This is a genomic window from Leucobacter holotrichiae (assembly GCF_055791005.1).
Genome location: NZ_JBVUAC010000005.1, coordinates 130,211 through 156,334 on the forward strand (window position 1 = coordinate 130,211; position 26,124 = coordinate 156,334).

At 68.2% G+C, this 26,124-nt stretch carries 21 protein-coding genes and 1 tRNA gene; 11 read left to right on the top strand and 11 right to left on the bottom strand.

Translation table 11 applies throughout. The annotated features are described in order from the left end of the window. Nucleotides 1-141: 141 nt before the first annotated feature. The 4 genes from AC0KXF_RS08355 to AC0KXF_RS08370 form a co-directional block, all read right to left on the bottom strand. Nucleotides 142-1,005, bottom strand: a complete 864-nt coding sequence (locus AC0KXF_RS08355; protein WP_473108742.1) for an ABC transporter ATP-binding protein — start codon at nt 1,003-1,005, stop codon at nt 142-144. After that, complete coding sequence (locus AC0KXF_RS08360; protein ID WP_473108743.1) at nt 1,002-2,813, bottom strand: dipeptide/oligopeptide/nickel ABC transporter permease/ATP-binding protein; 1,812 nt, start codon at nt 2,811-2,813, stop codon at nt 1,002-1,004. The genes AC0KXF_RS08355 and AC0KXF_RS08360 overlap by 4 nt, the downstream gene beginning before the upstream one ends. Beyond that, nucleotides 2,810-3,751 (bottom strand): ABC transporter permease, encoded by a 942-nt coding sequence (locus AC0KXF_RS08365; protein WP_473108744.1) that lies wholly within the window; start codon nt 3,749-3,751, stop codon nt 2,810-2,812. Before AC0KXF_RS08365 ends, AC0KXF_RS08360 begins: the two co-directional genes overlap by 4 nt. A 76-nt stretch (nt 3,752-3,827) precedes the next feature. Beyond that, nucleotides 3,828-5,372, bottom strand: a complete 1,545-nt coding sequence (locus AC0KXF_RS08370) for an ABC transporter substrate-binding protein (protein WP_473108745.1) — start codon at nt 5,370-5,372, stop codon at nt 3,828-3,830. Between the two features lie 305 nt (nt 5,373-5,677). Here AC0KXF_RS08370 and AC0KXF_RS08375 point away from each other — a divergent pair, with 305 nt between their 5' ends. From AC0KXF_RS08375 to hpaD, 6 genes are all read left to right on the top strand, one after another. Next, entirely contained in the window at nt 5,678-6,463 is a 786-nt protein-coding gene (locus AC0KXF_RS08375) for a fumarylacetoacetate hydrolase family protein (RefSeq protein WP_473108746.1), read from the top strand. Then, on the top strand, nt 6,448-7,266 hold the full coding sequence (locus tag AC0KXF_RS08380) for an HpcH/HpaI aldolase family protein (RefSeq protein ID WP_473108747.1): 819 nt from the start codon (nt 6,448-6,450) through the stop codon (nt 7,264-7,266). The genes AC0KXF_RS08375 and AC0KXF_RS08380 overlap by 16 nt, the downstream gene beginning before the upstream one ends. A gap of 271 nt (nt 7,267-7,537) precedes the next feature. After that, on the top strand, nt 7,538-9,073 hold the full coding sequence (locus AC0KXF_RS08385) for a fumarylacetoacetate hydrolase family protein (RefSeq protein ID WP_473108748.1): 1,536 nt from the start codon (nt 7,538-7,540) through the stop codon (nt 9,071-9,073). Between the two features lie 2 nt (nt 9,074-9,075). Continuing rightward, nucleotides 9,076-9,762, top strand: a complete 687-nt coding sequence (locus AC0KXF_RS08390) for a GntR family transcriptional regulator (RefSeq protein WP_473108749.1) — start codon at nt 9,076-9,078, stop codon at nt 9,760-9,762. A gap of 52 nt (nt 9,763-9,814) precedes the next feature. Further along, entirely contained in the window at nt 9,815-11,311 is a 1,497-nt protein-coding gene (gene hpaE / locus AC0KXF_RS08395; protein WP_473108750.1) for a 5-carboxymethyl-2-hydroxymuconate semialdehyde dehydrogenase, read from the top strand. 41 nt (nt 11,312-11,352) lie between these two features. After that, nucleotides 11,353-12,495, top strand: coding sequence for a 3,4-dihydroxyphenylacetate 2,3-dioxygenase (hpaD, locus tag AC0KXF_RS08400; RefSeq protein ID WP_223043465.1), 1,143 nt, complete (start codon nt 11,353-11,355; stop codon nt 12,493-12,495). An 83-nt stretch (nt 12,496-12,578) separates the two neighbouring features. On the opposite strand, the gene AC0KXF_RS08405 is transcribed toward hpaD, so the two are convergent. Both AC0KXF_RS08405 and AC0KXF_RS08410 read right to left on the bottom strand, forming a co-directional pair. Then, nucleotides 12,579-13,178: a hypothetical protein gene (locus tag AC0KXF_RS08405; RefSeq protein WP_223043464.1), complete on the bottom strand. Its 600-nt coding sequence runs from the start codon at nt 13,176-13,178 to the stop codon at nt 12,579-12,581. Between the two features lie 54 nt (nt 13,179-13,232). Continuing rightward, nucleotides 13,233-14,696 (bottom strand): APC family permease, encoded by a 1,464-nt coding sequence (locus AC0KXF_RS08410; RefSeq protein ID WP_473108751.1) that lies wholly within the window; start codon nt 14,694-14,696, stop codon nt 13,233-13,235. A 106-nt stretch (nt 14,697-14,802) separates the two neighbouring features. On the opposite strand from AC0KXF_RS08410, the gene AC0KXF_RS08415 reads away from it, so the two are divergent. Beyond that, nucleotides 14,803-15,963, top strand: coding sequence for a DmpA family aminopeptidase (locus tag AC0KXF_RS08415; RefSeq protein ID WP_473108752.1), 1,161 nt, complete (start codon nt 14,803-14,805; stop codon nt 15,961-15,963). A gap of 44 nt (nt 15,964-16,007) precedes the next feature. On the opposite strand, the gene AC0KXF_RS08420 is transcribed toward AC0KXF_RS08415, so the two are convergent. After that, nucleotides 16,008-17,495: an APC family permease gene (locus AC0KXF_RS08420; protein ID WP_473108753.1), complete on the bottom strand. Its 1,488-nt coding sequence runs from the start codon at nt 17,493-17,495 to the stop codon at nt 16,008-16,010. Nucleotides 17,496-17,799: 304 nt separating this feature from the next. Between AC0KXF_RS08420 and AC0KXF_RS08425 the strand changes: the two genes are divergently transcribed. After that, nucleotides 17,800-19,338 carry an APC family permease gene (locus AC0KXF_RS08425; protein WP_473108754.1) on the top strand — a complete coding sequence of 513 codons (1,539 nt, stop codon included), beginning with the start codon at nt 17,800-17,802 and terminating at the stop codon, nt 19,336-19,338. Nucleotides 19,339-19,491: 153 nt separating this feature from the next. Here AC0KXF_RS08425 and AC0KXF_RS08430 read toward each other — a convergent pair whose 3' ends face one another. The 3 genes from AC0KXF_RS08430 to AC0KXF_RS08440 form a co-directional block, all read right to left on the bottom strand. Next, entirely contained in the window at nt 19,492-20,469 is a 978-nt protein-coding gene (locus AC0KXF_RS08430) for a ribose-phosphate diphosphokinase (RefSeq protein WP_223043459.1), read from the bottom strand. Nucleotides 20,470-20,474: 5 nt separating this feature from the next. Next, nucleotides 20,475-21,926, bottom strand: a complete 1,452-nt coding sequence (gene glmU / locus AC0KXF_RS08435) for a bifunctional UDP-N-acetylglucosamine diphosphorylase/glucosamine-1-phosphate N-acetyltransferase GlmU (RefSeq protein ID WP_473108755.1) — start codon at nt 21,924-21,926, stop codon at nt 20,475-20,477. A 131-nt stretch (nt 21,927-22,057) separates the two neighbouring features. Then, nucleotides 22,058-22,129, bottom strand: a tRNA-Gln gene (locus AC0KXF_RS08440). Nucleotides 22,130-22,341: 212 nt separating this feature from the next. On the opposite strand from AC0KXF_RS08440, the gene AC0KXF_RS08445 reads away from it, so the two are divergent. Then, entirely contained in the window at nt 22,342-22,878 is a 537-nt protein-coding gene (locus AC0KXF_RS08445) for a MarR family winged helix-turn-helix transcriptional regulator (protein ID WP_473108756.1), read from the top strand. A gap of 30 nt (nt 22,879-22,908) precedes the next feature. Further along, nucleotides 22,909-23,601 carry an HAD family hydrolase gene (locus AC0KXF_RS08450; protein WP_473108757.1) on the top strand — a complete coding sequence of 231 codons (693 nt, stop codon included), beginning with the start codon at nt 22,909-22,911 and terminating at the stop codon, nt 23,599-23,601. Between the two features lie 40 nt (nt 23,602-23,641). Here the strand turns inward: AC0KXF_RS08450 and AC0KXF_RS08455 are convergent, their stop codons facing one another. Next, nucleotides 23,642-25,378 carry an amidase gene (locus AC0KXF_RS08455; RefSeq protein ID WP_473108758.1) on the bottom strand — a complete coding sequence of 579 codons (1,737 nt, stop codon included), beginning with the start codon at nt 25,376-25,378 and terminating at the stop codon, nt 23,642-23,644. Between the two features lie 140 nt (nt 25,379-25,518). Between AC0KXF_RS08455 and AC0KXF_RS08460 the strand changes: the two genes are divergently transcribed. Then, nucleotides 25,519-26,106, top strand: coding sequence for a TetR/AcrR family transcriptional regulator (locus tag AC0KXF_RS08460; protein WP_473108759.1), 588 nt, complete (start codon nt 25,519-25,521; stop codon nt 26,104-26,106). Nucleotides 26,107-26,124 lie beyond the last annotated feature (18 nt).

Below are 26,124 nucleotides of genomic sequence, written 5' to 3' on the forward strand. Positions count from 1 at the left end.
TACACCGGGCGGGCCGCGCCGGTCGAGCTCACCCTCACTCGCGCACCCGCAGACGCGGAGTCCCGAATTGCGGCCTCGGGCCGGCTCGAAACCGCAATTCGGCACTCCGCGTTCGCGGCCCGGGATGAGCGCGAATCGCCCCTACGCCGTCGGGGACTCGCGCAGCGCGAGCCATTCCGCCCGGCGCTCCGCCTGCCGTGCCGGATCCGCGACCGGGGAGGCCGCGAGCAGGCGCCGGCTGTAGGGGTGCTGCGGATCCCGCGTCACCTGCTCCCCCTCCCCGATCTCGACCAGATTGCCGCGGTACATCACGGCGACGCGGTGGCAGATGCGCCGCACCACGCCCAGGTCGTGCGAGACGAAGAGGTACGAGACCCCGATGTCGCGCTGCAGTTCGATGAGCAGATCGAGCACGGTCGCCTGGGTCGTGAGGTCGAGCGCGCTCACCGGCTCGTCGCAGATGATCAGCCGCGGCTTGCGCACAAGGGCGCGCGCTATCGCGATGCGCTGCCGCTGGCCGCCCGAGAACTCGCTCGGGTAGCGGTCGATGACGCTCGCCGGCAGGTTGACCCGCTCGAGCATCTCGCTGACGACCCTGCGCGCTTCGGAGCGGGAGGTCCCCGCGGTCGAGAGCGGCTCGGAGAGGATGTCGCCGATGGTCATCTGAGGGTTCAGCGAGCCGTAGGGGTCCTGGAACACGACCTGGACATCGGAGGCGAGGTCGCGCCTCGCCCGGCCCTTGAGGTGCGTGATGTCGCGTCCGTCGAAGGTGATGCGGCCCCCGGCGACGGGCACGAGGCCGAGGATCGCCTTCCCCAGTGTCGACTTGCCCGATCCCGACTCCCCGACCAGGCCCACGCACTCCCCCGCGCCGATCTCGAGGGACACCTCGTGCAGCACCCGGTTGGGCTTGCGCCGCGACCCGTACTCGACGACGACGTTCTCGGCGCGCAGCAGCGGCTCGACCGCACTCGCGCCGACTGCACCCGATTCGTTCGCGCTCATGCCTGCTTCTCCTTCGCTGTGTCGAGTTCCACTCGGCTCTCCGCGCCGTCGAGCGAGGCCGCGATGAGCTCTCGGGTGTAGTCGCTCTCGGGATCCTCGAAGATGGGGCCGACGTCGTCGATCTCGACGATGGATCCGGAACGCATCACGACGACGCGGTCGCAGAGGTCGGCGACGACGCCGAAGTTGTGGGTGACGATCACGAGGGCCATGTCGTACTCCTGCTGCAGTTCGCGCAGCAGCTCGAGCACCTCCGCCTGCACCGTCACGTCGAGCGCGGTCGTCGGTTCGTCGGCGACGAGCACCGAGGGCTTGCCCGCGATTGCGCCCGCGATGAGCACGCGCTGGGCCATGCCGCCCGAGAGCTCGTGCGGGTACGACTTCATCACTCGCTCGGGGTCGACGATGCCCACGCGGTCGAGCATGGCGAGCGCCCGCTCCCGTGCTTCGGCCTTGCTCATGCCGTGCACCGCGCGCAGGGGCTCGGTCAGCTGGAACGCGATGGTGTACGAGGGGTCGAGGTTCGACATCGGCTCCTGCGGAATGTAACCGATCTCGTGGCCGAGCAGCTGCGCCCGATCTCGCTTCGACAGCGCCGTCACATCTTCACCGCCGATCCAGATGGCGTCGGCCGTGTAATAGCCCGACTTGGGCAGCAGGTCGAGCATCGAGAACACGGTCTGCGATTTACCCGAGCCCGACTCGCCGACGATGCCGAGCACCTCTCCGGGCGCCACGTCGAGCGTGATGCCGTGCACCACCTCGACCTCGCCGTCGGGGGTCTCGTAGTTGACGCGCAGGTTCTCGAGCCGCACGGCCGAGTCGACCGCGGCGACCGAGATCGAACCGGTGGTCGTGGTGGTCGCGCCGACCGGCTTCTTCTCGGCGTTGAGGCGGGCGATGCGCTTGCGCTCTCTCCGCGACAGGGTCGGGGTCTTGACGCTGATCACGTCGGCGAGGGTGGACCCCATGATCGCGAGCACGGCGATCGTGATGCCGAGTGCGAGCGAGGGCCAGAGCAGGAGGAGCGGATCGGTGCGCATCACGCGGAAGCCCTCGTTCATCGCGGCGCCCCACCCGGGGGTCGTGCCGCCGCCGATGCCGAGGAACTGCAGGCCGGCCTGCATGCCCATCGCCATACCCGCGGTAAGAGCCGACTGGATCACGATGGGCGCGACGACCGCGCGGATCACGTGACGTCCCATGATGCGCAGGTCGGAAAGGCCGGCGACCTTGGCTGCGTCGACGTAGGCCTCGCCGCGCACCGCCATGACGGTGGATCGGGTGAGGCGGAAGTAGCCGGGCGCCATGAACACGCCGACCGTGATCATGAGCACGGTGAAATCGTTGCGGAAGGCGGTCGCCACGATCAGCAGGATGATCATGCCGGGGATCGCCTGGAGCCCGTCGCTGATCCAGGTGCCGATGCGGTCGACCGCGCCGCCGTAGTATCCGGCCGCGAGCCCCGACGGCACGCCGAGCACGAGCGAGGAGAGGATCGCGACGAGCGCCCCCCACAGCGTGATCTGGGTGCCCCAGATGATGCGGCTGAGCACGTCGCGACCCGTCGTGTCGACGCCGAGCGGGTGCTCCGCGCTCGGCAGAGAGCGCGCGAGACCGAGGTCGACGGCGTTGGGGTCGTAGGGCGAGAGCCACGGCGCGAGCACCGCGACGAGCACGATGAGCAGCAGGATCGCGGTGGTGACGGCGCCGGCGGGGCGGCGCAGGAAGCGGACGAGGGTCGTACCGCGGTTGCCGCCGCGCGAGTCGACGGAGTCGGCGACGGTGTCGGTGATCGGTGCGGTCATTTCACACGGGCCTTCGGGTTGATCCAGCCGAGCAGGACGTCGAGCAGGAAGTTGACGATGACGACGAAGACCACGGTGATCACCGTGATCCCGAGCAGCATCGGGATGTCGCCGTTCTGAGAGGCGCCCTGGGTCATGGCGCCGATGCCGGGCAGGGCGAAGATCTGCTCGACGACGATGGCGCCGGAGAGCAGGCCGACGAACATGAGGGCGAGGATCGTGAGCGATGCGGGCGCCGCATTGCGCAGCAGGTGGATGACGACGCGCCACTGCGGCAGGCCCCGGCTGCGCAGCGTGCGCACGTAATCCTGCCGGTCCGCCTGCATGATGGCGTTGCGCAGCTGCTCGGCGATCATCACGATCGCCCCGAGGGCGAGCGCGACCGCCGGCAGCGTGATCGACAGCGCCCAGCCGCTCACGGACTGCGAGGGCTGGGTGTAGCCGACGGCGGGGAACCACTTGAGCTGCACCGCGAAGATCATCACCAGCACGAGCGCGACCCAGAAGCCGGGGAGGGCGAAGAGGATCACCGATCCGGCCTTCACGGCGCGGTCGATCCAGGTGTTGGGGCGCAGGCCGGCGATGACGCCGAGCACGCCGCCCAGAATCGCGGAGAGCAGGATCGAGACGCTCACGACCGACAGCGTGACGGGGAGCTTGAGCGCGATCTGCTTGCCGATGGGCTGGAAGTTCTTCCAGGATTCCCCGAAGTCGCCCCGCAGCATGCCGCCGACCCAGTCGCCGAACTGCACGAGCAGCGGTCGGTCCGTGCCGATCTTCTGCGCGAGCGCCGCCTGCGCCTCGGGCGTAGCGGCACTGCCGAGCAGGCCGAGCGTGGGATCGGGGATCGCGGCGTGCGCGAGGAAGAAGGTGCCTGTCGCGACCGCGAGCAGCAGGATCACCCCCGAGAGCAGCCTCTTGAGCGTGAATGAGAGCATCGGATCTCCTGGGTCGTGGGTACTCGGGAACGGAGGATCGGGGAGGGCGCGCACCGCGCGCCCTCCCCGATCGCCGTCAGCCCTCGAGGTTGATGTGGCGGAGGGTCGGGAACATCATGCCGATGACCGGCGTGACGGTGAACTCCGACGTCGAGATGTAGGCGTTGTTCGCCTGGTACCAGACCGAGTAGAAGGCCTCCTCGGTGACCATCTCGTTGAGCTTCTCGATCTCGGCGGTCTGAGCGTCGCCCGGCTCGGCCGCGAACACCTTGTCGGCCTGGGCCTTGATCTCGGGGAAGTCATCCATGCCGGTGTTCGGGTTGTACCACTGCGGATTGACGATCTGACGCTCGACCGTGGCGACCGCGTTGCCGTCCATCGAGATCACGCCGATGAACATGGGGTAGGTAGGCGCGTTGCCCATGTAGTCCATGAACTGGTACTCGTCCCACGTCACCTTGATGCCGAGCTCGCCGAACACCTGCTCCACCGAGGCCTGGTAGGGCTGGAACGGAGGCGCCATGGGCATCTTCACCTCGAAGCCGTCGGCGTAGCCCGCGTCGGCGAGCAGCTCCTTGGCCTTGTCGAGGTCGTACTCGTAGAGCCCGTTGAGATCGGGCACGTTGCCCGCGGTGCCGTCGGGGAAGACCTGGTTGGTGGCGGCCCCCTCGCCCTGCGCCAGGGCGTCGAGCATCTCGGGTCCGTTGAAGGCGTAGTTCAGCGCCTGGCGCACGCGCACGTCGCCGAGCGGCTTGCCCATCTCCGTCGAGCCGGCGCGGTCGGTGAACTGCAGGCCGACCCAGGTGGCGACGCCCGAGCTCACATTCCAGCCGTGATCCTTCGCGAGATCGATCGCGGTGCGGTCGCCGTAGATGACGTTGAACTGGCCGCCCTCCATGCCGTTGAGCATGGCGGTCGGATCGCTGAGGGGCGAGATCACGAGCGGATCGAACGGGAAGTCGTCGGCGGCCCAGTGGTCGGCGACCTTGTCGAAGTGGTACTCGGAGCCGGCGACGCTCGCGTCGGAGAGCGTGTAGGGTCCGGATCCGACGGGCGCCGTCGCGAGGCTGCCGTCGTCGATGGCGGAGGGCGCCATCATGTAGCTGCGGCCGAGACCCATGAAGTAGAGGATCGTATCGTCGCGCTGGGTGAGGTGGATGGCGATGGTGTCCTCGTCGACGGCCTCGAAGCTCTCGACCTTCGTGTAGGCCTCCTGCGAGCGCACGCCCTCCTTGAGGTACTCGAGGCTCTTGACCGCGGCGTCGGCGTTGAACTCCTCGCCGTTCGAGAACACGGCGTCGGTGCGAAGATCCATGGTGATGGTCTTGAAGTCGTCGGAGACCTCCCACTTCGTCGCGAGCGCCGGCTCGGGCTCGCCCTTGCCGTTGTCCACGACGAGCGGATCGTAGACCGCGGAGAGGTACGGGCCGTCGAAGCCGATGTCGGCGAGTGCAGGGTCCCACGAGGTCACATCGAGGAAGTTGCCGACGTTGAGCGGCACGACGGCGGCGGCTTCGTCGCCGCCCCCGCTTCCTTCGCCGGAGCCGCCGGCCGAGCAGGAGGTCAGCGCGAGCGACACTGCGGCTACGGCAGCGAGGCCCGCGAGGGTTTTCTTCATCATGTCTACTTCTCTCGGTCTTCGGAGATTTGCGTGAGGGGTGAGGCGCCGTCGCTACTCCACCGCGCAGCCCGGGAACGGTGTCCCAACAGATGCGATGGACGTCACTCCGGCGTGCCGTCGGGTTTCATTCTACGCACGTTGACAATAAAAACAAGTCGGATTCGATGCCGAGAATGTTACGAATTCGCCACGGATGATTCACGCCGAAACAGTGGCGCGCTGCGCGGGGGATCGTATACGATCTTCGCAAGGCGAGGCGGAGCCGCACGGCGCACCGTCGCGCACCGAACGAACCAGGAGGCCCAGTGCTCGAGCAGTCACAGATCGAATCCATCGCAGACGAACTGGTGCAGGCGGACAAGGATCGCGCGATCCTGCCCAAGCTCACCGCCCGCTACCCCGGGATGGTGATCGAGGATTCGTACGCGATCCAGAAGGTCTGGTCCGATCGCCGCATCGAGGCGGGCGCCCGCCTCGTGGGCCACAAGATCGGCCTCACCTCCAAGGTGATGCAGGTCGCGACCGGCATCACCGAGCCCGACTACGGCGTGATCCACGACGACATGGTCTACGAGTCGGGGTCGGTACTCGAGTTCGACCGCTACTCGAACGTGCGCATCGAGGTCGAGCTCGCGTTCGTGCTCTCGAAGCCGCTCTCGGGCCCCGGCACCACGATCTTCGACGTACTCGACGCCACCGCCTACGTCGTCCCCGCCCTCGAGGTGCTCAACTCGCACCTCGAGCTCGAGGGGCGCACGATCGTCGACACGATCAGCGACAACGCCGCGATGGGGGCGATGGTGGTGGGCGGACGCCCCGTGAAGGTCGACGAGCTCGACCTCACCTGGGCGAAGGCGCTGCTCTACCGCAACGAGACGATCGAGGACTCGGGCGTGGCCGGCGCCGTGCTCGGGCACCCCGCACTGGGCGTCGCCTGGCTCGCGAACAAGCTCGCGCAGCACGGCCAGTCGCTCGAGGCCGGCGAGATCATCCTCGCGGGCTCGTTCACGAAGCCGATGTGGGTCGAGCGCGGCGACACCGTGCACGCCGACTACCACGAGCTGGGGTCGGTGACATGCCGCTTCATCTGACTCTCCCGGCGACCCTCCGCGACCGACTGGAAGAGGCCGAGCGCCCGCTCATCGGACTCTGGGCCTGCGCCGGCAGCCCGATCACCGCCGAGATCGTGGCCGGCAGCGGCTGCGACTGGGTGCTGCTCGACGCCGAGCACTCCCCCAACGGCCTCGAATCAGTGCTCGCACAGCTCTACGCGATGTCGGCCTATCCCGTCGCCCCGCTCGTGCGCCCGCCATACGGCGACACCGTCACGATCAAGCAGTTCCTCGACCTCGGGGCGCAGAACCTGTTGATCCCGATGGTCGACTCGGCCGAGCAGGCCGCCGAGATCGTGCGCGCCGTGCGCTACCCCGACGGCTCCTCCGGGGGCGGGGTGCGCGGCGTCGGATCGGCACTCGCGAGGTCCGCCCGCTGGAACCGCGTCGAGGGCTACCTCGGCCGCGCCTCCGAGACGATCAGCCTCACCGTGCAGATCGAGTCGGCGGCCGCGGTCGCGGATGTCGAGCGGATCGTGGCGGTCGACGGAATCGACGCGATCTTCGTCGGCCCCTCCGACCTCGCGGCGTCGATGGGTCTGCTCGGGCAGCAGAACCACCCCGACGTGGTCGAGTCCGTGCTGCGGGCGATCAGGGCGGGTGTCGCCGCGGGCAAGCCCGTCGGCGTCAATGCCTTCGTCGCCGCCGACGCGGACCGCTACATCGAGGCCGGCGCCTCCTTCGTGGCCGTCGGCGCCGACGTCGCGATCCTCGCCCGCCAGACCGAGGCCCTCGTCGAGCGCTTCACCGGCGGCACGGGCACGGAGCGCGCGAGCTACTGAGGCGCGGCGCGGCCCCCAGTTCCCTCTCGCCTCCCCTCCCCCCTCCCCCTCCCAGAAACGAGGAGTCCCGAATTGCTGGTTCCAGAGATGAGGAAGCAGCAGTTCGGGACTCCGCATTCTCGGAAACGGGGATCGAAGATGCTCGGCAGGGAGGGATCGAGATGCTCGGAACCGGGGATCGATCCCCCCCTTCCCAAACCCACCCAGATCGTATACGATAAGAAATACAACGAGCGCACGCCCCGGCGTGAGCCAGATGAGCGAGGTAGCCATGACATACGGAATCGAGCAGCTGGGCATCGAGACCCCCGGCAAGATCATTGCCGTCCACCTCAACTATCCGTCGCGGATCGCGCAGCGAGGCCGCGAGCCCCAGTTCCCGTCCTACTTCTTCAAACCGGCGTCGTCGCTGGCCCCCACGGGCAGCACGATCGAGCGCCCCGCCGGCACCGAGCTGCTCGCGTTCGAGGGCGAGGTCGCGCTCGTGATCGGCGAACCCGCCCGCTGGGTCTCCCCCGAGGACGGCTGGAAGCACGTCGCGCAGGTCACCGCCGCCAATGACTTCGGCCTCTACGATCTGCGCGCGGCCGACAAGGGTTCGAACGTGCGCAACAAGGGCGGCGACGGCTACACCCCGATCGGCCCGGCCGCGATCTCCACCGAGGGGATCGGACAGGATCAGTGGCGCGTGCGCACCTGGGTGAACGGCGAGCTGGTGCAGAACGACACCAGCGACACGCTGAAGTTCCCCTTCGGGCAGCTCGTCGCCGACCTGTCGCAGCACATGACCCTCGAGACCGGCGATGTGATCCTCACCGGCACCCCGGCCGGCTCCTCGGTCGTGATCCCCGGCGACGTGGTCGAGGTCGAGGTCGACGCGCCGAACGCGCCTGGCGCCCCCACCACCGGTCGTCTCATCACGACCGTCACTCAGGGCGAGCACGCCTTCGGCGACTTCGGCAACAGGCCCGCCGTGGACGACAAGCAGCGCATCGAGGCCTGGGGCAGCGAGGCCGAGCAGGCAGCCGCGGCCGCGGCCGGTCGCGCCACCCCGCTCGACGCGCCCTCCTCGGCCGACGAGTCCGGTCCGGCAGCCGGCCCGCTCACCGCCGAGATCCGCGAGCTCCTCGACGGAGTCGCCGTCGCGACCGTGTCGGCGGCCCTGCGCAAGCGCGGCTACGTCGACATCTTCATCGACGGCGTGCACCCGAACCACGAGGGAGACACGATCCTCGGTACGGCGAAGACGCTGCGCTTCATCCCGTTCCGACCCGACCTGTTCAAGCAGTACGGCGGCGGGTTCAACGCGCAGAAGCGCGCCTTCGACACCGTGAACGAGGGCGAGGTGCTGGTGGTCGAGGCCCGCGGCATCCCCTCCACCGGTACCGTGGGCGACGTGCTCGCGCTGCGCGCGCAGGTCCGCGGCGCCGCCGGCATCGTCACCGACGGCGGCGTGCGCGACTTCGCGGCCGTGCAGGAGTTCGACATCCCCGTGTTCTCGCAGGGTGCGCACCCGAGCGTGCTCGGCCGCCGGCACGTGCCCTGGGAGGTCGACGTGACCATCGCCTGCGGCGGTGCGGCCGTGCAGCCGGGCGACATCATCATGGGCGACCGCGACGGTGTCATCGTGATCCCGCCGTTCCTGCTCGAGGAGGTCGCCCGCGAGGCAGCCGCGCAGGAGGCGGCCGACGCGTGGGTCGCGGAGCAGGTGGCGAAGGGCGCCCCCGTCGACGGCCTGTTCCCGATGAACGCCGAGTGGAAGGCCCGCTACGAGGCCGAGCGCGCCGAGAAGGAAGCGCAGGCGTAACCATGGCCGCCGAGTCCAAGTCCGAGCGCGCGTACCGCCTGATCCGCAGCAGGATCGACAGCGGTCAGTACGTGCCCGGATACCGTCTCGTGCTCGCGACCATCGCGAGCGAGCTCGACATGTCGGTCGTGCCCGTGCGCGAGGCGATCCGCCGCCTCGAAGCGGAACAGCTCGTCACCTTCGAGCGCAACGTCGGCGCCCAGGTCTCCCTCGTCAAGGAAACCGAGTATCTGCACACCATGCAGACCCTCGCCCTCGTCGAGGGAGCGGCCACCGGTCTCGCGGCGCCCTACATCACCGCCGACCAGATCACCCGCGCGCGGGCGGTCAACCAGACCATGCGGGAGTCGCTCAGCGCGTTCGATCCATTGCGCTTCACCGAACTCAACCTCGAGTTCCACAGCGTGCTGTTCGAAACCTGCCCCAACCCGCACATCCTCGACCTCGTGCACCGCGGTTGGAACCGCATGAAGGTGCTCCGCAACTCGTCCTTCAGCTTCGTGCCGGGACGAGCGCAGGAATCGGTCGAGGAGCACGAGCGGATCCTGCAGCTCATCGAGAGCGGCGCGGATGTGCTCGACATCGAGATGGCGGCGAGAGCGCACCGCACCTCCACGCTCGAGGCCGTGCTCGCCCACTCGGACGAGCACAAGCACGCGTCGGAGCGGCAGAGCATTCCTGCCGCCTGAACCCACTTTCCATTCCACCCACCACCGCAAATCCAACCCCGGAGGCGAAAACATGACCCAGGAGAAGCCCGCAGGGCTGCCAGACAAGATCCGCCACTTCATCGACGGCAAGGACGTCGACTCCGTCGGAGGCGAGGAGTTCGAGGTTCTGAACCCCGTCACCAACGAGACCTACATCATGGCCGCATCGGGCCAGAAGGCCGACATCGACCTCGCGGTCGCCGCAGCGAAGCGCGCGTTCGAGGAGGGCCCCTGGCCGAAGATGAAGCCCCGCGAGCGCTCGCGCATCCTGCACAAGGTCGCCGATATCGTCGAGTCGCGCGACGAGCAGCTCGCGCAGTTCGAGAGCTTCGACTCGGGCCTGCCCATCACCCAGGCCAAGGGCCAGGCGCGCCGCGCGGCCGAGAACTTCCGCTTCTTCGCCGACCTCATCGTGGCGCAGCACGACGACACCTTCAAGGTGCCCGGCGTGCAGATCAACTACGTCAACCGCAAGCCGATCGGCGTCGCGGGCCTCATCACCCCGTGGAACACGCCCTTCATGCTCGAGTCGTGGAAGCTCGGCCCGGCACTCGCGACCGGGAACACCGTCGTGCTGAAGCCGGCGGAGTTCACCCCGCTCTCGGCTTCGCTGTGGGGCGAGATCTTCCGCGAGGCCGGCGTGCCCGACGGCGTCTTCAACCTGGTCGGCGGCTTCGGCGAGTCGGCCGGCGACTCGCTCGTGAAGCACCCCGACGTGCCCCTCATCTCCTTCACCGGCGAGAGCCGCACCGGCCAGATCATCTTCGGCAACTCGGCGCCGTTCCTCAAGGGCCTCTCCATGGAGCTCGGCGGCAAGAGCCCGGCGGTCATCTTCGACGACGCGGATCTCGACACCGCCCTCGACGCCACCGTCTTCGGCGTGTTCAGCCTGAACGGCGAGCGGTGCACCGCGGGCAGCCGCATCCTCGTGCAGCGCGGCATCTACGACGAGTTCGTCGAGCGCTACGCCGAGCGCACCAAGAACATCGTGGTGGGCCTCCCCTCGGATCCCAAGACCGAGGTGGGCGCGATCGTGCACCCCGAGCACTACGAGAAGGTCATGAGCTACGTCGAGATCGGCAAGAGCGAGGGCCGTCTCATCGCCGGCGGCGGGCGCCCCGAGGGCTTCCCCGAGGGCAACTTCGTCGCCCCGACCGCCTTCGCCGACGTCGCGCCCGACGCCCGCATCTTCCAGGAGGAGATCTTCGGCCCCGTGGTTGCGATCACCCCCTTCGACACCGAGGAGGAGGCGCTCGAGCTCGCCAACAACACCAAGTACGGCCTCGCGGCCTACATCTGGACCTCCGACCTCAAGCGCGCGCACAACTTCGCGCACGCGGTCGAGGCCGGCATGGTGTGGCTTAACTCGAACAACCTGCGCGACCTGCGCACCCCCTTCGGCGGTGTGAAGGCATCGGGCCTCGGCCACGAGGGTGGTTACCGCTCGATCGACTTCTACACCGATCAGCAGGCCGTGCACATCACGCTGGGCACCGCGCACTTCCCCCGCTTCGGCGCCGGGAACTGAGGCAGCCCTCACTCTCCATCACACTGCAAGGAAGCAACATCATGGCAAAACTGAACGAAGAAGATAAGCAGTCCGCGGGCTTCTGGGTCACCAAGGAGGCCCCGATCGTCTCCGACAACCCGATCCCGACGGCGACCTCCCCCGCGCCCGACATCCTGCGCTGCGCGTACATGGAGCTCATCGTCACCGACCTCGCCGCCTCGCGCGAGTTCTACGTCGACGTGCTCGGTCTCTACGTGACCACCGAGGACGACGAGGCGATCTACCTGCGCTCGACGGAGGAGTTCATCCACCACAACCTCGTGCTCCGCAAGGGGCCCGTGGCCGCGGTCGCCGCATTCTCGTACCGCGTGCGCACCCCCGAGGATCTCGACAAGGCCGTGGCGTTCTTCACCGAGCTGGGATGCGAGGTGCGTCGCAACGAGAACGGCTTCGTGAAGGGCATCGGCGACTCGGTGCGCGTCATCGATCCGCTCGGCTTCCCCTACGAGTTCTTCTACCAGACCGAGCACACCGAGCGCATGTCGTGGCGCTACGACCTGCACATCCCGGGCGAGCTCGTGCGTCTCGACCACTTCAACCAGATCACCCCGGATGTGCCGCGCGCCGTCGGCTACATGCAGAACCTCGGGTTCCGCGTGACCGAGGACATCCAGGACAACGAGGGCACCGTCTACGCGGCGTGGATGCGCCGCAAGCCCACCGTGCACGACACCGCCATGACCGGCGGCGACGGCCCCCGCATGCATCACGTGTGCTTCGCGACCCACGAGAAGCACAACATCCTCGCGATCTGCGACAAGCTCGGCTCGCTGCGCAAGTCGGACAGCATCGAGCGCGGCCCCGGCCGCCACGGCGTCTCGAACGCGTTCTACCTGTACCTGCGCGATCCCGACGGCCACCGCGTCGAGGTCTACACCCAGGACTACTACACCGGCGACCCCGACAACCCGGTCGTCACCTGGGACGTGCACGACAACCAGCGCCGCGACTGGTGGGGCAACCCGGTCGTGCCCTCGTGGTACACCGACGGCTCGCTCGTGCTCGATCTCGACGGCAACCCGCAGCCGGTCGTGAAGCGCACCGACGACAGCGAGATGGCCGTGACCATCGGCGCCGACGGCTTCTCGTACACCCGCGAGGGCGACGACGTGAAGGGCTTCAAGCTCGGCGAGACGCTCTAGGACGATCCTTCGAGGGGCTCGGGCGCGCAATGCGTCCGAGCCCCTCGTCGTTCATCGGCTCCGAGCTCCCCAGCCGCCCGGCGCTACCGCGGTGGGATCCCGAGTGCGAGCTCCGCGTAGCTGCGCACCGCGGCGCGGCACTCCTCCCTCGGCGTCCGATCGCCCACGAGGGGGTAGAGATCGTAGGCGTCCTCGAGCGCGACGAGGTTGCGGGCGATGATACCCGGGGGCGAGGCGAGGGTGAACTCCCCCGTGCCCGCGCCGATCTCGATGAGGGTGCGGTAGAGCATGATCTGGCGCTCGGTGAGGGCGCGGTGCGCGGGCAGGTACTCGGGGTGCTCGGCGAGGATCGGCACGCTCTCGTAGACATAGCGCAGTTCGTCGCTGATCTCGTCGGGGACTCCCGCTTCGATGAGAGCGTAGATCCGCGCCGTCGCGCTCTCCGGTCGATCGATGATGCGTTGACGCTGTTCGCTGAACTGCTCCATCGCCCCCGCGAGCGCGGTGATCTGCAGCTCGTTGAGGCTGGAGAAGTAGTGCAGCACGTTCGCCGGGCTCATCTGCGCCTCTGCGGCGACCGAGCGCACGTTCACGGGTTTGCGGGGGTGGGATCGGGCGACCCTCCAGAACGCCCGGATGATGTCTTCGCGGCGTTCGTGCCGGCGGCGCGCGGTCGCGTTCATGGTCTCAGCCTAGCGGGCGGCCCCCGGGCCCGGGAGCCGCCCGGACCGTCCTCCCTACTCGGCGGCCACGACCTTCACCGACTCGGTGAGGCTCGCATAGTAGGCCGGCTTGCGCTTCTTGAGCACGAGCCCCACGATGATGCCTCCGATGAACAGGATCGGCGTCGGCAGGAGAAGCACCTGGTTGATCGCCCCCTCGAGCCCGGTGACCACCTCGAAGTTGGTGACGATGAGGAAGTAGCCGATCAGCAGGCCCACCGCACCGATCGCAGGCGCGATGATGACCCGCCAGACGCTGTGCCCCCGGCGATCCCTCACGAAGTACCAGACCACCGCGACCGCGGTGATCGCCTGGGCGAAGACGAGTCCCTGCACACCGGTCGCGTAGGTCCAGATCGCGAGCCCGAGGAACGGATCCGCCTGCAGCAGCAGCGCGATCACCACGGCGAGGAGCGAGACTGCCGAGAGCGCGATGCTCGCGACCGCAGGCGACTGGCTGCGCACGCTGGAGCGGCCGAGGACTCGCGGCAGGAGACCCTCGCGCCCGAGCGAGAAGAGGTATCGAGTGCACGCGTTGTGGAAGGCCAGCACGCAGGCGAAGAAGCTCGTGACGATGAGGATCTTCATGACGAAGGCGGCCCAGGCGCCGGCGTAGTCGCCCGTGCCCTCGATGACGAGCGTTTCGAAGGCGTCACTGCGTGCCAGCTCGATGAGTCCGTCGACGCCGAATGCGAGGGTGAGGATCCAGAAGGTGAAGGCGTAGAAGATGCCCAGGAACGCGATCGCGATGATCGTCGCGCGCGGCACGGTGCGCTCGGGCCGCTTCGCCTCCTCCGCGTAGATCGCGGTGCTCTCGAATCCGAGGTAGGCGCCGAATCCGATCACGAAGAGCGCCCCCGCGCCTGGCGCGAAGAACACGTTCTGCGGGTCGAAGGAGGCGAGGCTCGCGGGCTCGGGTCCGCCGTCGATGAGCACTGCGGCGGCGAGTACGAGCAGGATCGCCACCTCGAGCGTGAGCAGCACCGCGAGAACCTTCGCGCCCACGTCGACCTTGTTGTAGCCGAGCACGCCTACGACGAGCACCGCGCCGATCGAGTAGACGCCCCAGTGGAGTTCGAGCCCGAAGAGCTCGGCGAAGGTGAACTCGGCGAAGAAGCCGATGAAGCCGTAGAAGCAGGTGACGAGGGCGACATAGGCGAACACGGTCACCGAGGAGACTGCGAGGCCGGCCGGCTTACCGAGTCCGCGCGAGACGTACGCGTAGAAGGCCCCGGCGTTGCGCACGCTCTGGGACATCGCCGTGAATCCGAATGCGAAGCAGATGAGCACGGCGCCCGAGAAGAGGATCGCGCCCGGAGCGCCGATGCCTCCCATGCGGAAGGAGGTGATCGCCCCGCTGACGATCACCGTGAGCGGAGCCGCGGCGGAGATCACGAAGAAGACGATGTCCCAGGTGCCCAGCCTTCCGGAGGCGAGCTCGCCGCCCTTCGCCGTTACCGTGGTGGATGTTGCTGACATTTCGACCCCTTCGTCTTCGGAACCCCCGGGATTGTCGAACACCGATCGAATCAGTGCGGCTCAAGCCCTAGAAATGTAGTGTAGTAACAGAAGGAAGGATTAAACAATGTTCAATATCTCGGATCCGGGGATGTCCTCGACCGACCGACCGCAGGACGCGCCGCGCGCTCGCGACCTCGGCATCCCATTCGACGGCACTCCGGGTCCGCTGAACGCGATCACCGACGTGCCGGGTGTCGAAGTGGGCTTCGTGACGCTGACCGGCGAATCCCCCGCCGTCGCCCGCACCGGGGTCACCGCCGTCCTGCCGCGCGGTCGCGACCGAGCCGGGCTCCCCTGCGCTGCCGGAATCGCGGTGCTCAACGGCAATGGCGAGCTCACGGGGCGCAGCTGGATCGAGGAATCCGGCCAGCTGCAGGCCCCCATCGCGATCACCAACTCGCACGCCGTCGGCGCGGTGCACCGCGGCATCGACCGATGGATGGCTCTTCATCACCCCGCGGTCGCCGCTGCCTGGATGCTGCCGGTGGTCGGCGAGACCTGGGACGGCTACCTCAACTCGATCAACGCCGATATCGTGCGCCCCGAACACGCCGAGGCAGCGCTCGACGCGGCCTCCGGCGGGCCGCTCCCGGAGGGCAACGTCGGGGGCGGCACCGGCATGAACTGCTACGGATTCAAGGGCGGCACGGGCACGGCCTCGCGCGAAGCGCGGATCGGCGAGGAGTCGTACACGGTCGGCGTGCTGCTGCAGGCGAACTTCGGGTCCCGAAGCGAGCTCAAGGTCGCCGGTCGGCCGCTCGGCCGCGAGTCGCAGGCCCCCAACCCCATGGAGACGAGCGACTGGTTCGACCGCGAGCTCCCCGGTTCTCGCGCGGTGCCGGGAGCCGGCAGTGTCATCGTGATCGTCGCGACCGACGCGCCGCTGCTCCCCGATCAGTGCGAAGCCCTCGCCCGCCGTGTGCCGCTCGGTCTCGCCCGCACGGGCACGACGGGCAGCCATTTCTCGGGCGACATCTTCCTCGCGTTCTCGACCGCGAACGAGGGATCTCTCGGGTCGCGCATGTCGGAGACCGGGCCGGTGGTCGAACAGCTCTCGCACGTGGCGTGGGGGCGCATCGATCCCCTGTACGCCGCGGTGGTCGAGGCCACCGAGGAGGCGGTGCTCAACGCACTCGTCGCCGCCCGGGACACCGTGGGGCGAGACGGACACGCGAGCTTCGCACTGCCCCATGACGAGGTGCGGGCCGCGTTCGCCGCGAACTGAGCACAGCTCGCGGCGAACGCGGCCCGCAGAGACAGGCCTGAGCGCTACGCCTCCGATCCCTCCAGCTCGTCGAAGTTCTCGAGATCCTGCGTCAGCCGCTCGTAGGTCTCGGGCCGCCGCGCCTTCAGGTAGCGCGCGTAGATCAGACCGCCGATCACCGCGAGCACGAGCACCCACGGCAGCATGAGCACGTACAGCGCACTCGAGCCGGCGACCAGATCGAAGTTGACGATCGCCATGATGCTGAAGAGCAGCAGGGCGAGGAATCCGAGGCCCGGAGCGACGAACGTGCTCAGGATCCGCGGATCGCGCTGACGCCGGAAGTACACCAGCACCGCGAGCGCGGCGATGGCCTGCACGATCATGATCGAGAGCGTGCCGAAGCCGAGGCCGACCGGCACGAGCGTGGCGACGGGGGGCAGCGGATTGCCCTCGGGGTCGGTCTCGACGAAGATCGCGAAGATGCCCGCGATCACGAGGGCGAAGACGAGGTTCACCGCGAGCCCGCGCTGCGGCGCCCCCTTCGCATTGGTCTTCGCGAGCCAGCTCGTCAGCACGCCCGCGCGGCCCAGCGCGTACAGGTATCGAGCCGCCGAGTTGTGGAAGGCGAGCTGCGCCGCGAAGAGGCTGACCACGAGCAGCACGACCGCGACGATCCCCATCACCGGTCCGAGGTACTGATCCATGAGCACGAGGGTGAGGTCGCCGCCGTCGAGGTGGTCGAGACCCGCCTGCTGCGCGTCGAAGACCCCGAGCGCGCTCACGATCGCCCACGCGCCGAATGCGTGCAGCGCGCCGATGAGGATGATGGCGACGTAGGTCGCCCGCGGAATCGTCTTGCGAGGCTCGCGAGCCTCCTCTCCGAAGAGGGCGGTGGCCTCGAATCCGATGAACGCAGTCGCGACGAGCAGCAGCGCGATCCAGACCGATCCTCCGACCAGGATCTCCGGGCTGAAGGCGAGGGTGAACGCCTGGAAGTCGAACCCGGTCGTGAAGAGCACCGAGAACCCGAAGACGAGGATGAGCAGGATCTCGAGCACCAGGGCGATCGCGAGCACGACGGCACTGACGTGGATGCCCGAGCGGGCGAGCAGGAAGACCACGATGCAGAGCACGAACCCGCACAGGTACCAGTGCAGCTCCACGCCGAAGATCATGGGCAGCGCCACCGCCCCGGTGAAGAAGCCGATGGTGCCGAGGGCTCCCGCGACGAAGACGTTGTACCCGATCGTGGCGATGAGGCCGGTGATGAGCCCGGCGGCCCTGCCGAGCCCTTTCACCGCGATCGCGTAGAACCCTCCGGCGTTGGTGAGTTCCTTGGTCATCTGGGCGTAGCCCACCGCGAAGAGCAGCAGGGCGATCGCGACGAGGATCACCGCGACCGGTGTGCCGCCGCCGTTGCCGAAGGAGATCGCGAGGGGCAGCACGACGATCGCGACCGTGACGGGCGCGACCGCGGCGAGGACGAGGAACACGATCGACGAGACGCCGAGCTTGTTCCGGGCCAATTGGTTCTGAGAGATGTCATTCATGCTGACTTCTTAACACGGCGGCGGGAGGCGGGGGCGGGCACGGAGCCCCGCCGTCGCTCTCAGTCAAGGATCGGCTCGGGATCCGCGCCCGGAGTCACGACGGGCACCGGTGAACAAGCGGCCCAGCCGGCCGGTCACCGAATTATCCATATGGATAGCCGTGCGCTCATCCTCAAGCCCCGTGCGCCCAGAGCACAGCCTCGGGCTTCGCTCTCCAGCGACCGGTTCATAGACTCATCACGAACACGCCTCCGGCGCCCCACGGGCGCGTCCGGCAACGCAGCCATTCCGAGAGGAAACCCGCATGACCACATCAGCACCGACAGCAGAGGTCCACGACCCGGGTCTCAGTCGCCGCACGCTCGGCGTTCCCGCCATCACCTTCATGATCATCGCGGCCTCGGCGCCGCTCACCGTCGTCGCCGGCGGCGTCACCACGTCGTTCGCGGTCACCGAATCGCTCGGTGTACCCCTCGGCTTCCTGCTCATCGCGATCATCCTGACCGTCTTCGCCGTCGGCTACACGGCGATGGGACGGTTCATCACCAACGCCGGCGCGTTCTACGCCTACATTTCCCGCGGCCTCGGCCGCCCGGTCGGGGTCGGCGCCTCCCTCATCGCGCTCGTCGCCTACAACGCGATGCAGGTGGGCATTTACGGGCTCTTCGGCTTCCAGCTCTCCATGTTCCTCGAGGCCAAGTTCGGATTCTCATCGCCGTGGTGGCTGTGGATCCTGCTCTGCATCGTTGTGGTCGGCGTGCTCGGCGTGAACCGCGTCGATCTCTCGGCCAAGGTGCTCGGACTGCTGGTCGGCCTCGAGTTCCTCGTGGTCATCGTCTTCGACATCGTCTCGCTGAACGTCGCACCCGAGGGCGTCACCGCCGCTACGCTCGACCCGTCGGCGCTCTTCGGCCCGTCGCTCGGCATCATCCTCGTGTTCGGCGTCGCGGCGTTCATGGGTTTCGAGGGCGCCGCGATCTACGGCGAGGAGGCGAAGGATCCGAAGCGCACCGTGCCCCGCGCCACCTACGCGGCGGTCGCGATCATCGGCGTCTTCTACGCCATCAGCGCCTGGGCGTTCTCGGTCGGCATCGGGCCGTCGCAGATCGTCGCCCAGTCGCAGGAGTTCGGCCCCGACCTCATGTTCATCTTCATGGGTGAGCACACGGGCGTCATCTTCGCGGACATCATGACCCTGCTCTTCATCACGAGCCTCTTCGCATCCCTCCAGTCGTTCCACAACGCGGTCGCGCGCTACTTCTTCTCGCTGGGACGCGAGGGCGTGCTGCCCGCCTGGTTCGGGCACACGAGCAAGGCCGGCGCCCCTTGGGCCGGCTCCGTCGCGCAGACCGTCATCGCGCTCGTCGTGGTGATCGGCTTCGCCCTCGCGGGCGACGCCTTCGGCGGCGCCGAGGCGATGCTCGGCGACATGGCCTTCCTCTACCCGGTGCTCACGATGTTCACCTGGCTCACCAACACCGGAGCCGCGGCTCTCGTGCTGCTCATGGCGGTGATCGCGGCGGCCGTCATCGGCTTCTTCCGCAAGAATCGCCACGATCTCAGCCTGTGGACCACGGTCATCTCGCCCGTGATCTCGGGGCTCGCGCTGCTCTGGGTCTTCATCATGATCCTCGCGAACTTCCAGCTCATGCTCGATCAGGAGAAGCCCGACGCGACCACCTTCATCCTGCCCGGCCTCATCTTCGCCGCGGGCATCATCGGCGTGGTGTGGGGCCTCGTTCTCCGCTCCCGCAACCCCCAGGTATACCGGCAGATCGGACACGGCACCGAGCCCGGCGCCTACGGCACCGAGATGATCGACGTGGTCGACGAGAAGCTCTGATCACATAGAAACGGGTGTGGCCCGGAAGCGTTCGCTTCCGGGCCACACCCGTTTCCGGTCCTGCGGACTATCAGGCCGCCACCCCGCGCTTCGCTCCGTAGGCTGGCCCTGTGGGGCCACCGCGGCCTGGCAAAACGCTGCCGCGTTTTGCTGTCAGGCCGCGCCCTCGAACATGCTCGTGACCGAGCCGTCCTCGAAGACCTCGTGGATCGCCTTCGCGAGCAGCGGAGCGATGGGCAGCACGGTGAGCTTGTCGAACTGCTTCTCGGGCCCGACGGGCAGGGTGTCGGTCACGACCACCTGATCGATGAAGTCCTGCGAGAGGTGCTCGGTCGCCTTGCCCGAGAAGATCGCGTGCGTGCAGGCGATCGTGACGCCGCGCGCACCGGCCTCCTTCAGCGCCCCGGCAGCCTTCGCGATCGTGCCGCCCGTGTCGATCATGTCGTCGACCACGACACACCAGCGATCCTTCACCTCGCCGACGATCTCATGCACCGAGACCTGGTTCGGCACGAGCGGATCGCGGCGCTTGTGGATGATCGCCAGCGGAGCGTCGAGCCGGTCGCTCCACACGTCGGCGACGCGCACGCGCCCCATGTCGGGCGAGACGACGGTGAGGTCATCACGATCGATCGTCTTCTTGAAGTGATCGAGCAGCACCGGCATCGCAAAAAGGTGATCGACGGGGCCGTCGAAGAAGCCCTGGATCTGCGGAGCGTGCAGATCCACCGACATGATGCGGTCAGCCCCCGCGGCCTTGAAGAGGTCGGCGACGAGGCGCGCCGAGATGGGCTCGCGCCCGCGCCCCTTCTTGTCCTGGCGGGAATAGGGGTAGAAGGGCGCCACCACGGTGATGCGCTTCGCCGAGGCGCGCTTGAGCGCGTCGACCATGATGAGCTGCTCCATGAGCCACTCGTTGATGGGGTTGGTGTGCGACTGGATCACGAACGCGTCGGCGCCGCGAACGCTCTCGTCGAATCGGGCGTACAGCTCGCCGTTGGCGAAGGTGCGCGCGTCGGTCGGAACGAGTTCGGCGCCGAGTTCAGCGGCCACCTGCTCGGCGAGCTCGGGATACGCCCGGCCCGTGATGAGGACAAGCTTCTTCTGCCCCGCCATCTCGATCTTGCTCATGGGTACTATTTCCCGCTGTCCTTTGCTCGTTGCGTTTCCTGTGCGAGTTCCGCCGCGCGGGCGGTACTCGTGCCGGGCCGGTGCTCGGCCACCCACCCCTCGAGGTTGCGCTGCGGCGCTACGTTGAGCGCCAGCGATCCCGAGGGGACATCCTTTCGCACGACCGTGCCGGCGGCCGTGTACGTGCCATCCTCAATGGTAACCGGAGCGATGAGCACGTTCTTCGAGCCGATGCGCACACCGTTGCCCACGACCGACTGGTGCTTCTGCACACCGTCGTAGTTGGCGAAGATGGTGCCCGCCCCCACGTTGCTGTCGTCGCCGATCACGGCGTCTCCCACATAGCTGAGATGCGGCACCTTGCTGCCCTCGCCGATCTTCGCGTTCTTCGTCTCCACGAACGCGCCGAGCTTGCCGCCGGTCCCGAGTTCGGTGCCGGGGCGGATGTACGAGAACGGCCCGACGCTCACCTCCGGCCCGAAGACGGCGAGGGTGGCTTCGCTGCGCCGGATCCGCGCGCCCTCTCCCACTTCGCAGTCGACCAGCGTCGTATCCGGGCCGATCACCGCACCCGCCGAGATCGTCGTGGCGCCGTGCAGGAAGGTGCCCGGCAGGATCTCGGCGTCGGCCTCGATCGAGACATCCGCGTCGATCCAGGTGGTCGCCGGATCCTGAATGGTGACCCCGTTCCGCTGGTGCTCGCGCACGATGCGGCGATTGAGCTCGCGACCGGCCTCCGACAGCTGGGCGCGGTCATTGACACCCGCGATGATCCAGGGATCGTCGGTGGCGACCGCCTCCACTCCCCCGCCGCTCGACAGGATACGGGCCGCCGCGTCGGTGAGGTACTTCTCGCCCTGGGCGTTGTTCGTGTCGATCTGCGCGAGCGCGACCTCGAGCGCGCGCCGAGCGAACACGTAGATGCCCCCGTTGATCTCGGTGATGCGGCGCTGCGCCTCGCTCGCGTCCTTCTCCTCGACGATGCCGGTGACCGAGCCGCTCGCATCGCGGAGCACGCGGCCGAGCCCCGTCGGATTGTCGAAGATGGCGGAGAGCATGGTCATCGCCCGACCACCCTCGAGGTGACCCTGCACCAGGCGATCCAGCGTCGCGGTGTCGATGAGCGGCACATCTCCGGACAGCACCACGACCGAACCCTCGAAATCGTCGGGAAGCGCGGCGAGCGCCTGCTCGACCGCCCGGCCGGTGCCCGGGATCTCGTCCTGGTCCACGATCACGGTGTCGGGGGCATGATCGAGGATCGCCTCGGCCACCCGCTCCCGATCGTGGCGCACCACCGCGAGCACCCGCTGCGGAGAGAGGCCGGCCGCGGTGTCGAGCACGTGGGCGATGAGCGAGCGCCCCCCGATGCGGTGAAGCACCTTCGGCAGCGACGACTTCATACGGGTGCCCTGGCCCGCCGCGAGGATGACAACTGCTAGGGAGCGTTCTGACATGTGATGTTTCCTTACCCGGTAGTGCAGAGCGGGCTTTCAATGCTCCGCATCGGAACACCGCTCCCAACATAACGGAGAAGCTGCGCTTCTCCTCATGTCTGTCTGCGCTTGTGAGCGCAGGGCGGAGCGGGCTCCGCCCCTAGGGTTCGAACCTAGACCTCACAGCTCCAAAGGCTGTCGTGCTGCCATTACACCAAGGCGGATCGTGCCGCGAGGGCACCATACAAGTCTGCCAGATCGTCGGAGGTCCCGCGCCCAATCCGCCCCGGCGATGGCTCCTGCGGCGCAGATCTGCCGCGCAGCACACCGATACACGCGATTCCGTGTACCGCACGGCAGATCCGCGCTGCACCGCCGTGCCGACCCGATCTGCCCGCTCACCCCTTTCCCGGGCACGAGCAGGGATAATGGTGGGATGAAGCAAGAGGATGAGGTCGATCGCATCATTGCCGCGTGGGAGCGTGAGCGCCCCGATCTCGACCTTGCACCGTTGACCGTGTTCTCGCGGCTGTGGCGCATCGCCAAGCACGTCGAACGCGCACGCGCGCACGCGTTCGAGCGCTCCGGGCTCGCTTCCTGGGAGTTCGACGTGCTCTCGGTGCTGCGCCGCAGCGGATCCCCGTTCACGCAGAGCCCCAAGGTGCTCGTGCAGCAGACCATGGTCTCGAGCGGCACGATGACGAACCGCATCGACCGCATGGTCGAGCGCAACCTCGTGCGCCGCCTCACCGACCCCAACGATGGCCGAGGCGTGCTCGTCGAGATGACCCCGAACGGCCTCACTCTCGTCGACGCCGCGATGACCAGGCTGAGCGACGCCGAAGAGCACCTGCTCGGCGGGCTCGCCCGTTCCGAACGGGACCGCCTCTCGGTGCTGTTGCGCAGGCTCGCAGCGAGCGTCGACCGCTTCGAACCGGTCACGGGCCCCATCGACCTGCCCGCGGGAGGCTGAACGGCTCGAGGAGCCCCGGCGGACTCCCCCGTGCCGCGGAACGGGTCAAGTAGTAGATTCCCCCAGAGAGGGAAGGAGCTCATCATCGAAGCCATCGTGTTCGACTGCGACGGGGTGCTCGTCGACAGCGAGAGACTCTTCGTCACCATCGACCAGCAGGTATTCCGCGAACTCGGCTGGGAGGCCACCGTCGAGGAGATCACCACTCGTTTCGTCGGCAAATCCGGGCGGGACTACGAGAAGGCGCTCCGCTCCGTGCTCGGCCCGCTTCCCGATGACTGGCGCGAACCCTATTCCCACCTGTACGCCCAGGCCATGAGCGAGCGTCTCACCGCGGTCGACGGAGTGGAGGCGGCGCTGCAGAGCATTCCGCTCCCCAAAGCCGTCGCTTCGAACAGTTCGAGGGACGCGCTCCGAGCGTCGCTCACCGTCACATCCCTGCTGCCGTACTTCGACGACCGCGTCGTCAGTGTCGACGACGTCGAGCACGGGAAGCCCGAGCCCGACGTGTATCTCCGCGCCGCGGAGCTCCTCGGGCTATCGCCGGAGCAGTGCATCGCCGTCGAAGACAGTCCCACGGGCGCCACGGCAGCACTGGCTGCGGGGATGCACGTGCTCGGCTATGGCGGCGGGCTGGTGCCGCCCGGTGCGTTGAGCGAGCTCGGCGCGTCGGTCTTCATGTCGATGGACGAGCTCCCGGCCATCGTCGCCGAACTCACGTGACGCCCCTTCGACAAGCTCAGGGGGGGCGGGCGCTCCTCGGTCAGACTCCGGGCAGCTCGCGGTCTTCTGGGAGCGCCGGCGTCGAGGCCGGCGGACGGCGCAGGCTGCCGGATCCACCGCCCTCGAACGCCGCGGCATATCCGAGCAGCACGGGGTCGGTGTAGGCGGCGCCCGCGAAGGTGAGGCCGACGGGCATGCCGATGTCGCTCATGATCCCCATCGCGACCGTGACGCTCGGGATCCCGAGGTGCCGCAGCGCGTAGTTGCCGTTCGAGAAGAACACGCCGTTCGACCAGGCGTGATCCGCCGCGTCCATGTCGCGCTCGGCGTTCTCGCGGGCCACATCGGCGTTCGCGGGGAACACCACCCCGTCGAAGCCGTTCTCGGCGAGCCACGATTCGAAGAGATCCTCGCGCAGCCTCACGAGTGCGCGCAGACCGTCTGCGAAGTCGGGGCGCTCGCGCGGGTCCGGGATCCCCCGCTTCGCGTAGGCCACGGTCTCGCGGTAGCGGTTCTCGTAGTCCTCGACCTCCTCGTAGCGGTCGGGCAGCGTACCGGGAGGCTGCGGGAAGATCTGATCCGGATCCACCACCGCGAGCTCAGGGATCGCGGGATCGCCGTTGGCCTTCAGGAAGTCGTCCCAGCCGAAGGCGAGGAAGTCGGTGAACTCGGTGTCCATCCACCCCTCGGGCAGCACTCCGAGCGCTCCGACGTTCTCCTGGCCCGGCCGAGCGCCCTCGTACTGCTCGATGAGCGGGAAGTCGGTCACCACGACCTCGGCGCCCAGCGATTCGAGACGCGCCCTCGCCTCCGCGAAGAGCTCGAGCACGGAGGGCCGCACAGCGATCGGGAAGTTCGGGTCTTCACCGAGGTACATCCGCGGAACCGCGAACCGCTTACCCTCGAGGGCTCCGGGATCGGCGACCTCGAGATAGGAGGCCGGCCGGTGCTCGCTCGGCTTCGGCAGCTCGACGACGCTCTGGTTGCGCCAGAAGTCGCCGCGGGTGATCTCGTCGTCCTGCACGAGCACGTCGAGCAGGCGCAGCATGTCTGGCATGGAACGGGTGTGCGGCACGACCACGTCGCGCGCCGGGAACAGGGGCCAGTTGCCGCGGATCGACAGCACGCCCCAACTGGGCGTGTACGCGCAGAGAGCGTTGTTGGAGGCGGGGCTGCGGCCGCTCGACACCGTCTCCTCGCCCATGCCGAAGACGGCGAGGTTGGCAGCGGTCGAGACGCCCGAGCCGTTCGACGACCCCGAGGCGTACGCCGCGGCGAGGTAGTCGCGGTTGTAGGGGCTCTCGGCGCGGCCGTACACGCCTCGCTGCATGCCGCCGTCGGCCATCGGCGGCATGTTGGTCTTGCCGATCAGCACCGCTCCGGCCTCGCGCAGCTTCGCGACCGAGAACGCGTCCCACTGCGCCACGAGATTCTTGAACGCCGGCGATCCCGAAGCCACCGTGAGACCCTCGACCATGTACGAGTCCTTCACTGTGAACGGCACGCCCTCGAGCGGCCGCTGCTCCCCGGCTGCCCAGCGGCGGTCGGATTCAGCGGCCTCCTCCAGCGCCCGCGGGTTGGGCACCACGATCGCGTTGAGGCCGTTCTCGCCGCGGTCGTAGACCTCGATGCGGGCCAGGTAGCGCTCGGTGAGCCAGGTGCTCGTGATCTCGCCGCGGCGCAGTGCGCCGAGCACATCATCGATGCCCGCCTCGATCAACTCGAACGCCTCCGGAGTCGCGGCCCCCGCTTCGTACGCCTCGGTGCGGTCACCCATGGATCCCTCGCTTCTTTCGATTCTTCGGATGCGCGGCCATTGCCGCGAACGGCAGAGCGCCGTATCCTGAAAATAGTTTCAGTTGTGATCGACCGGGTGTCAAGTGGCCCGCGCCGATCAGTCGGAGAAAGGGCGGGATCGTGGCGGCGGAAACCCGTGAGCGCATCATCGAGGCCTGCGAACGCGTGATCGCGCGCGGAGGCCTCCGCGGTTTCCGCATGGGCGATGTGGCTCGCGAGGCAGGCGTCTCGATCGGCCTGCTCGCCTATCACTTCGGCGACCGCGACGGGCTGCTGCAGGCGGCCCTCGACCACGTCAACGAGAGCGCGGCGCGGCGTGCGGAATCGGCCTCCGAGCAGGCCGTGGCCGGGGCGGCCGGGAACGAATCACCTCCGCCGGCGGACCGGCTCGCCGCACTGCTCTGCTCGGAGTTCGGCGACGATCCGCAGGTGCGCGCGGGGTCGACGGCGTGGAACGAGTTGCGAGCCGCTGCCGTGTTCGACGCGGATCGGGCCGCCGCGGTCGCCCGATCCACCGCCGATTGGCAGCGGGAGGTGCGGGAGCTGCTTCTCGAGGCCCGGCCGGAGATCGATCCGGATCCCGCGGCGCTGATCCTGACCGCCCTCGTCGAGGGCCTCTCCGGACGATGGCTCACGGGTCAGCTCACGACTGAGGAGGCGCAGGGCGCGGTCCACGAGGCGCTGCACGGGCTCGGGATGCGGGTCTGATCGTTGCGAGGGCGAGGA

Bases quoted from the DNA above. Each gene is read 5' to 3' on its own strand.
- AC0KXF_RS08370 (WP_473108745.1), bottom strand. From the start codon at position 5,372: ATGATGAAGAAAACCCTCGCGGGCCTCGCTGCCGTAGCCGCAGTGTCG.
- AC0KXF_RS08455 (WP_473108758.1), bottom strand. From the start codon at position 25,378: ATGGGTGACCGCACCGAGGCGTACGAAGCGGGGGCCGCGACTCCGGAG.
- hpaD (WP_223043465.1), top strand. From the start codon at position 11,353: ATGGCAAAACTGAACGAAGAAGATAAGCAGTCCGCGGGCTTCTGGGTC.
- AC0KXF_RS08430 (WP_223043459.1), bottom strand. From the start codon at position 20,469: ATGAGCAAGATCGAGATGGCGGGGCAGAAGAAGCTTGTCCTCATCACG.
- AC0KXF_RS08425 (WP_473108754.1), top strand. From the start codon at position 17,800: ATGACCACATCAGCACCGACAGCAGAGGTCCACGACCCGGGTCTCAGT.
- AC0KXF_RS08380 (WP_473108747.1), top strand. From the start codon at position 6,448: ATGCCGCTTCATCTGACTCTCCCGGCGACCCTCCGCGACCGACTGGAA.
- AC0KXF_RS08410 (WP_473108751.1), bottom strand. From the start codon at position 14,696: ATGTCAGCAACATCCACCACGGTAACGGCGAAGGGCGGCGAGCTCGCC.
- glmU (WP_473108755.1), bottom strand. From the start codon at position 21,926: ATGTCAGAACGCTCCCTAGCAGTTGTCATCCTCGCGGCGGGCCAGGGC.
- hpaE (WP_473108750.1), top strand. From the start codon at position 9,815: ATGACCCAGGAGAAGCCCGCAGGGCTGCCAGACAAGATCCGCCACTTC.
- AC0KXF_RS08360 (WP_473108743.1), bottom strand. From the start codon at position 2,813: ATGACCGCACCGATCACCGACACCGTCGCCGACTCCGTCGACTCGCGC.
- AC0KXF_RS08365 (WP_473108744.1), bottom strand. From the start codon at position 3,751: ATGCTCTCATTCACGCTCAAGAGGCTGCTCTCGGGGGTGATCCTGCTG.
- AC0KXF_RS08385 (WP_473108748.1), top strand. From the start codon at position 7,538: ATGACATACGGAATCGAGCAGCTGGGCATCGAGACCCCCGGCAAGATC.
- AC0KXF_RS08405 (WP_223043464.1), bottom strand. From the start codon at position 13,178: ATGAACGCGACCGCGCGCCGCCGGCACGAACGCCGCGAAGACATCATC.
- AC0KXF_RS08390 (WP_473108749.1), top strand. From the start codon at position 9,076: ATGGCCGCCGAGTCCAAGTCCGAGCGCGCGTACCGCCTGATCCGCAGC.
- AC0KXF_RS08445 (WP_473108756.1), top strand. From the start codon at position 22,342: ATGAAGCAAGAGGATGAGGTCGATCGCATCATTGCCGCGTGGGAGCGT.
- AC0KXF_RS08415 (WP_473108752.1), top strand. From the start codon at position 14,803: ATGTTCAATATCTCGGATCCGGGGATGTCCTCGACCGACCGACCGCAG.
- AC0KXF_RS08420 (WP_473108753.1), bottom strand. From the start codon at position 17,495: ATGAATGACATCTCTCAGAACCAATTGGCCCGGAACAAGCTCGGCGTC.
- AC0KXF_RS08355 (WP_473108742.1), bottom strand. From the start codon at position 1,005: ATGAGCGCGAACGAATCGGGTGCAGTCGGCGCGAGTGCGGTCGAGCCG.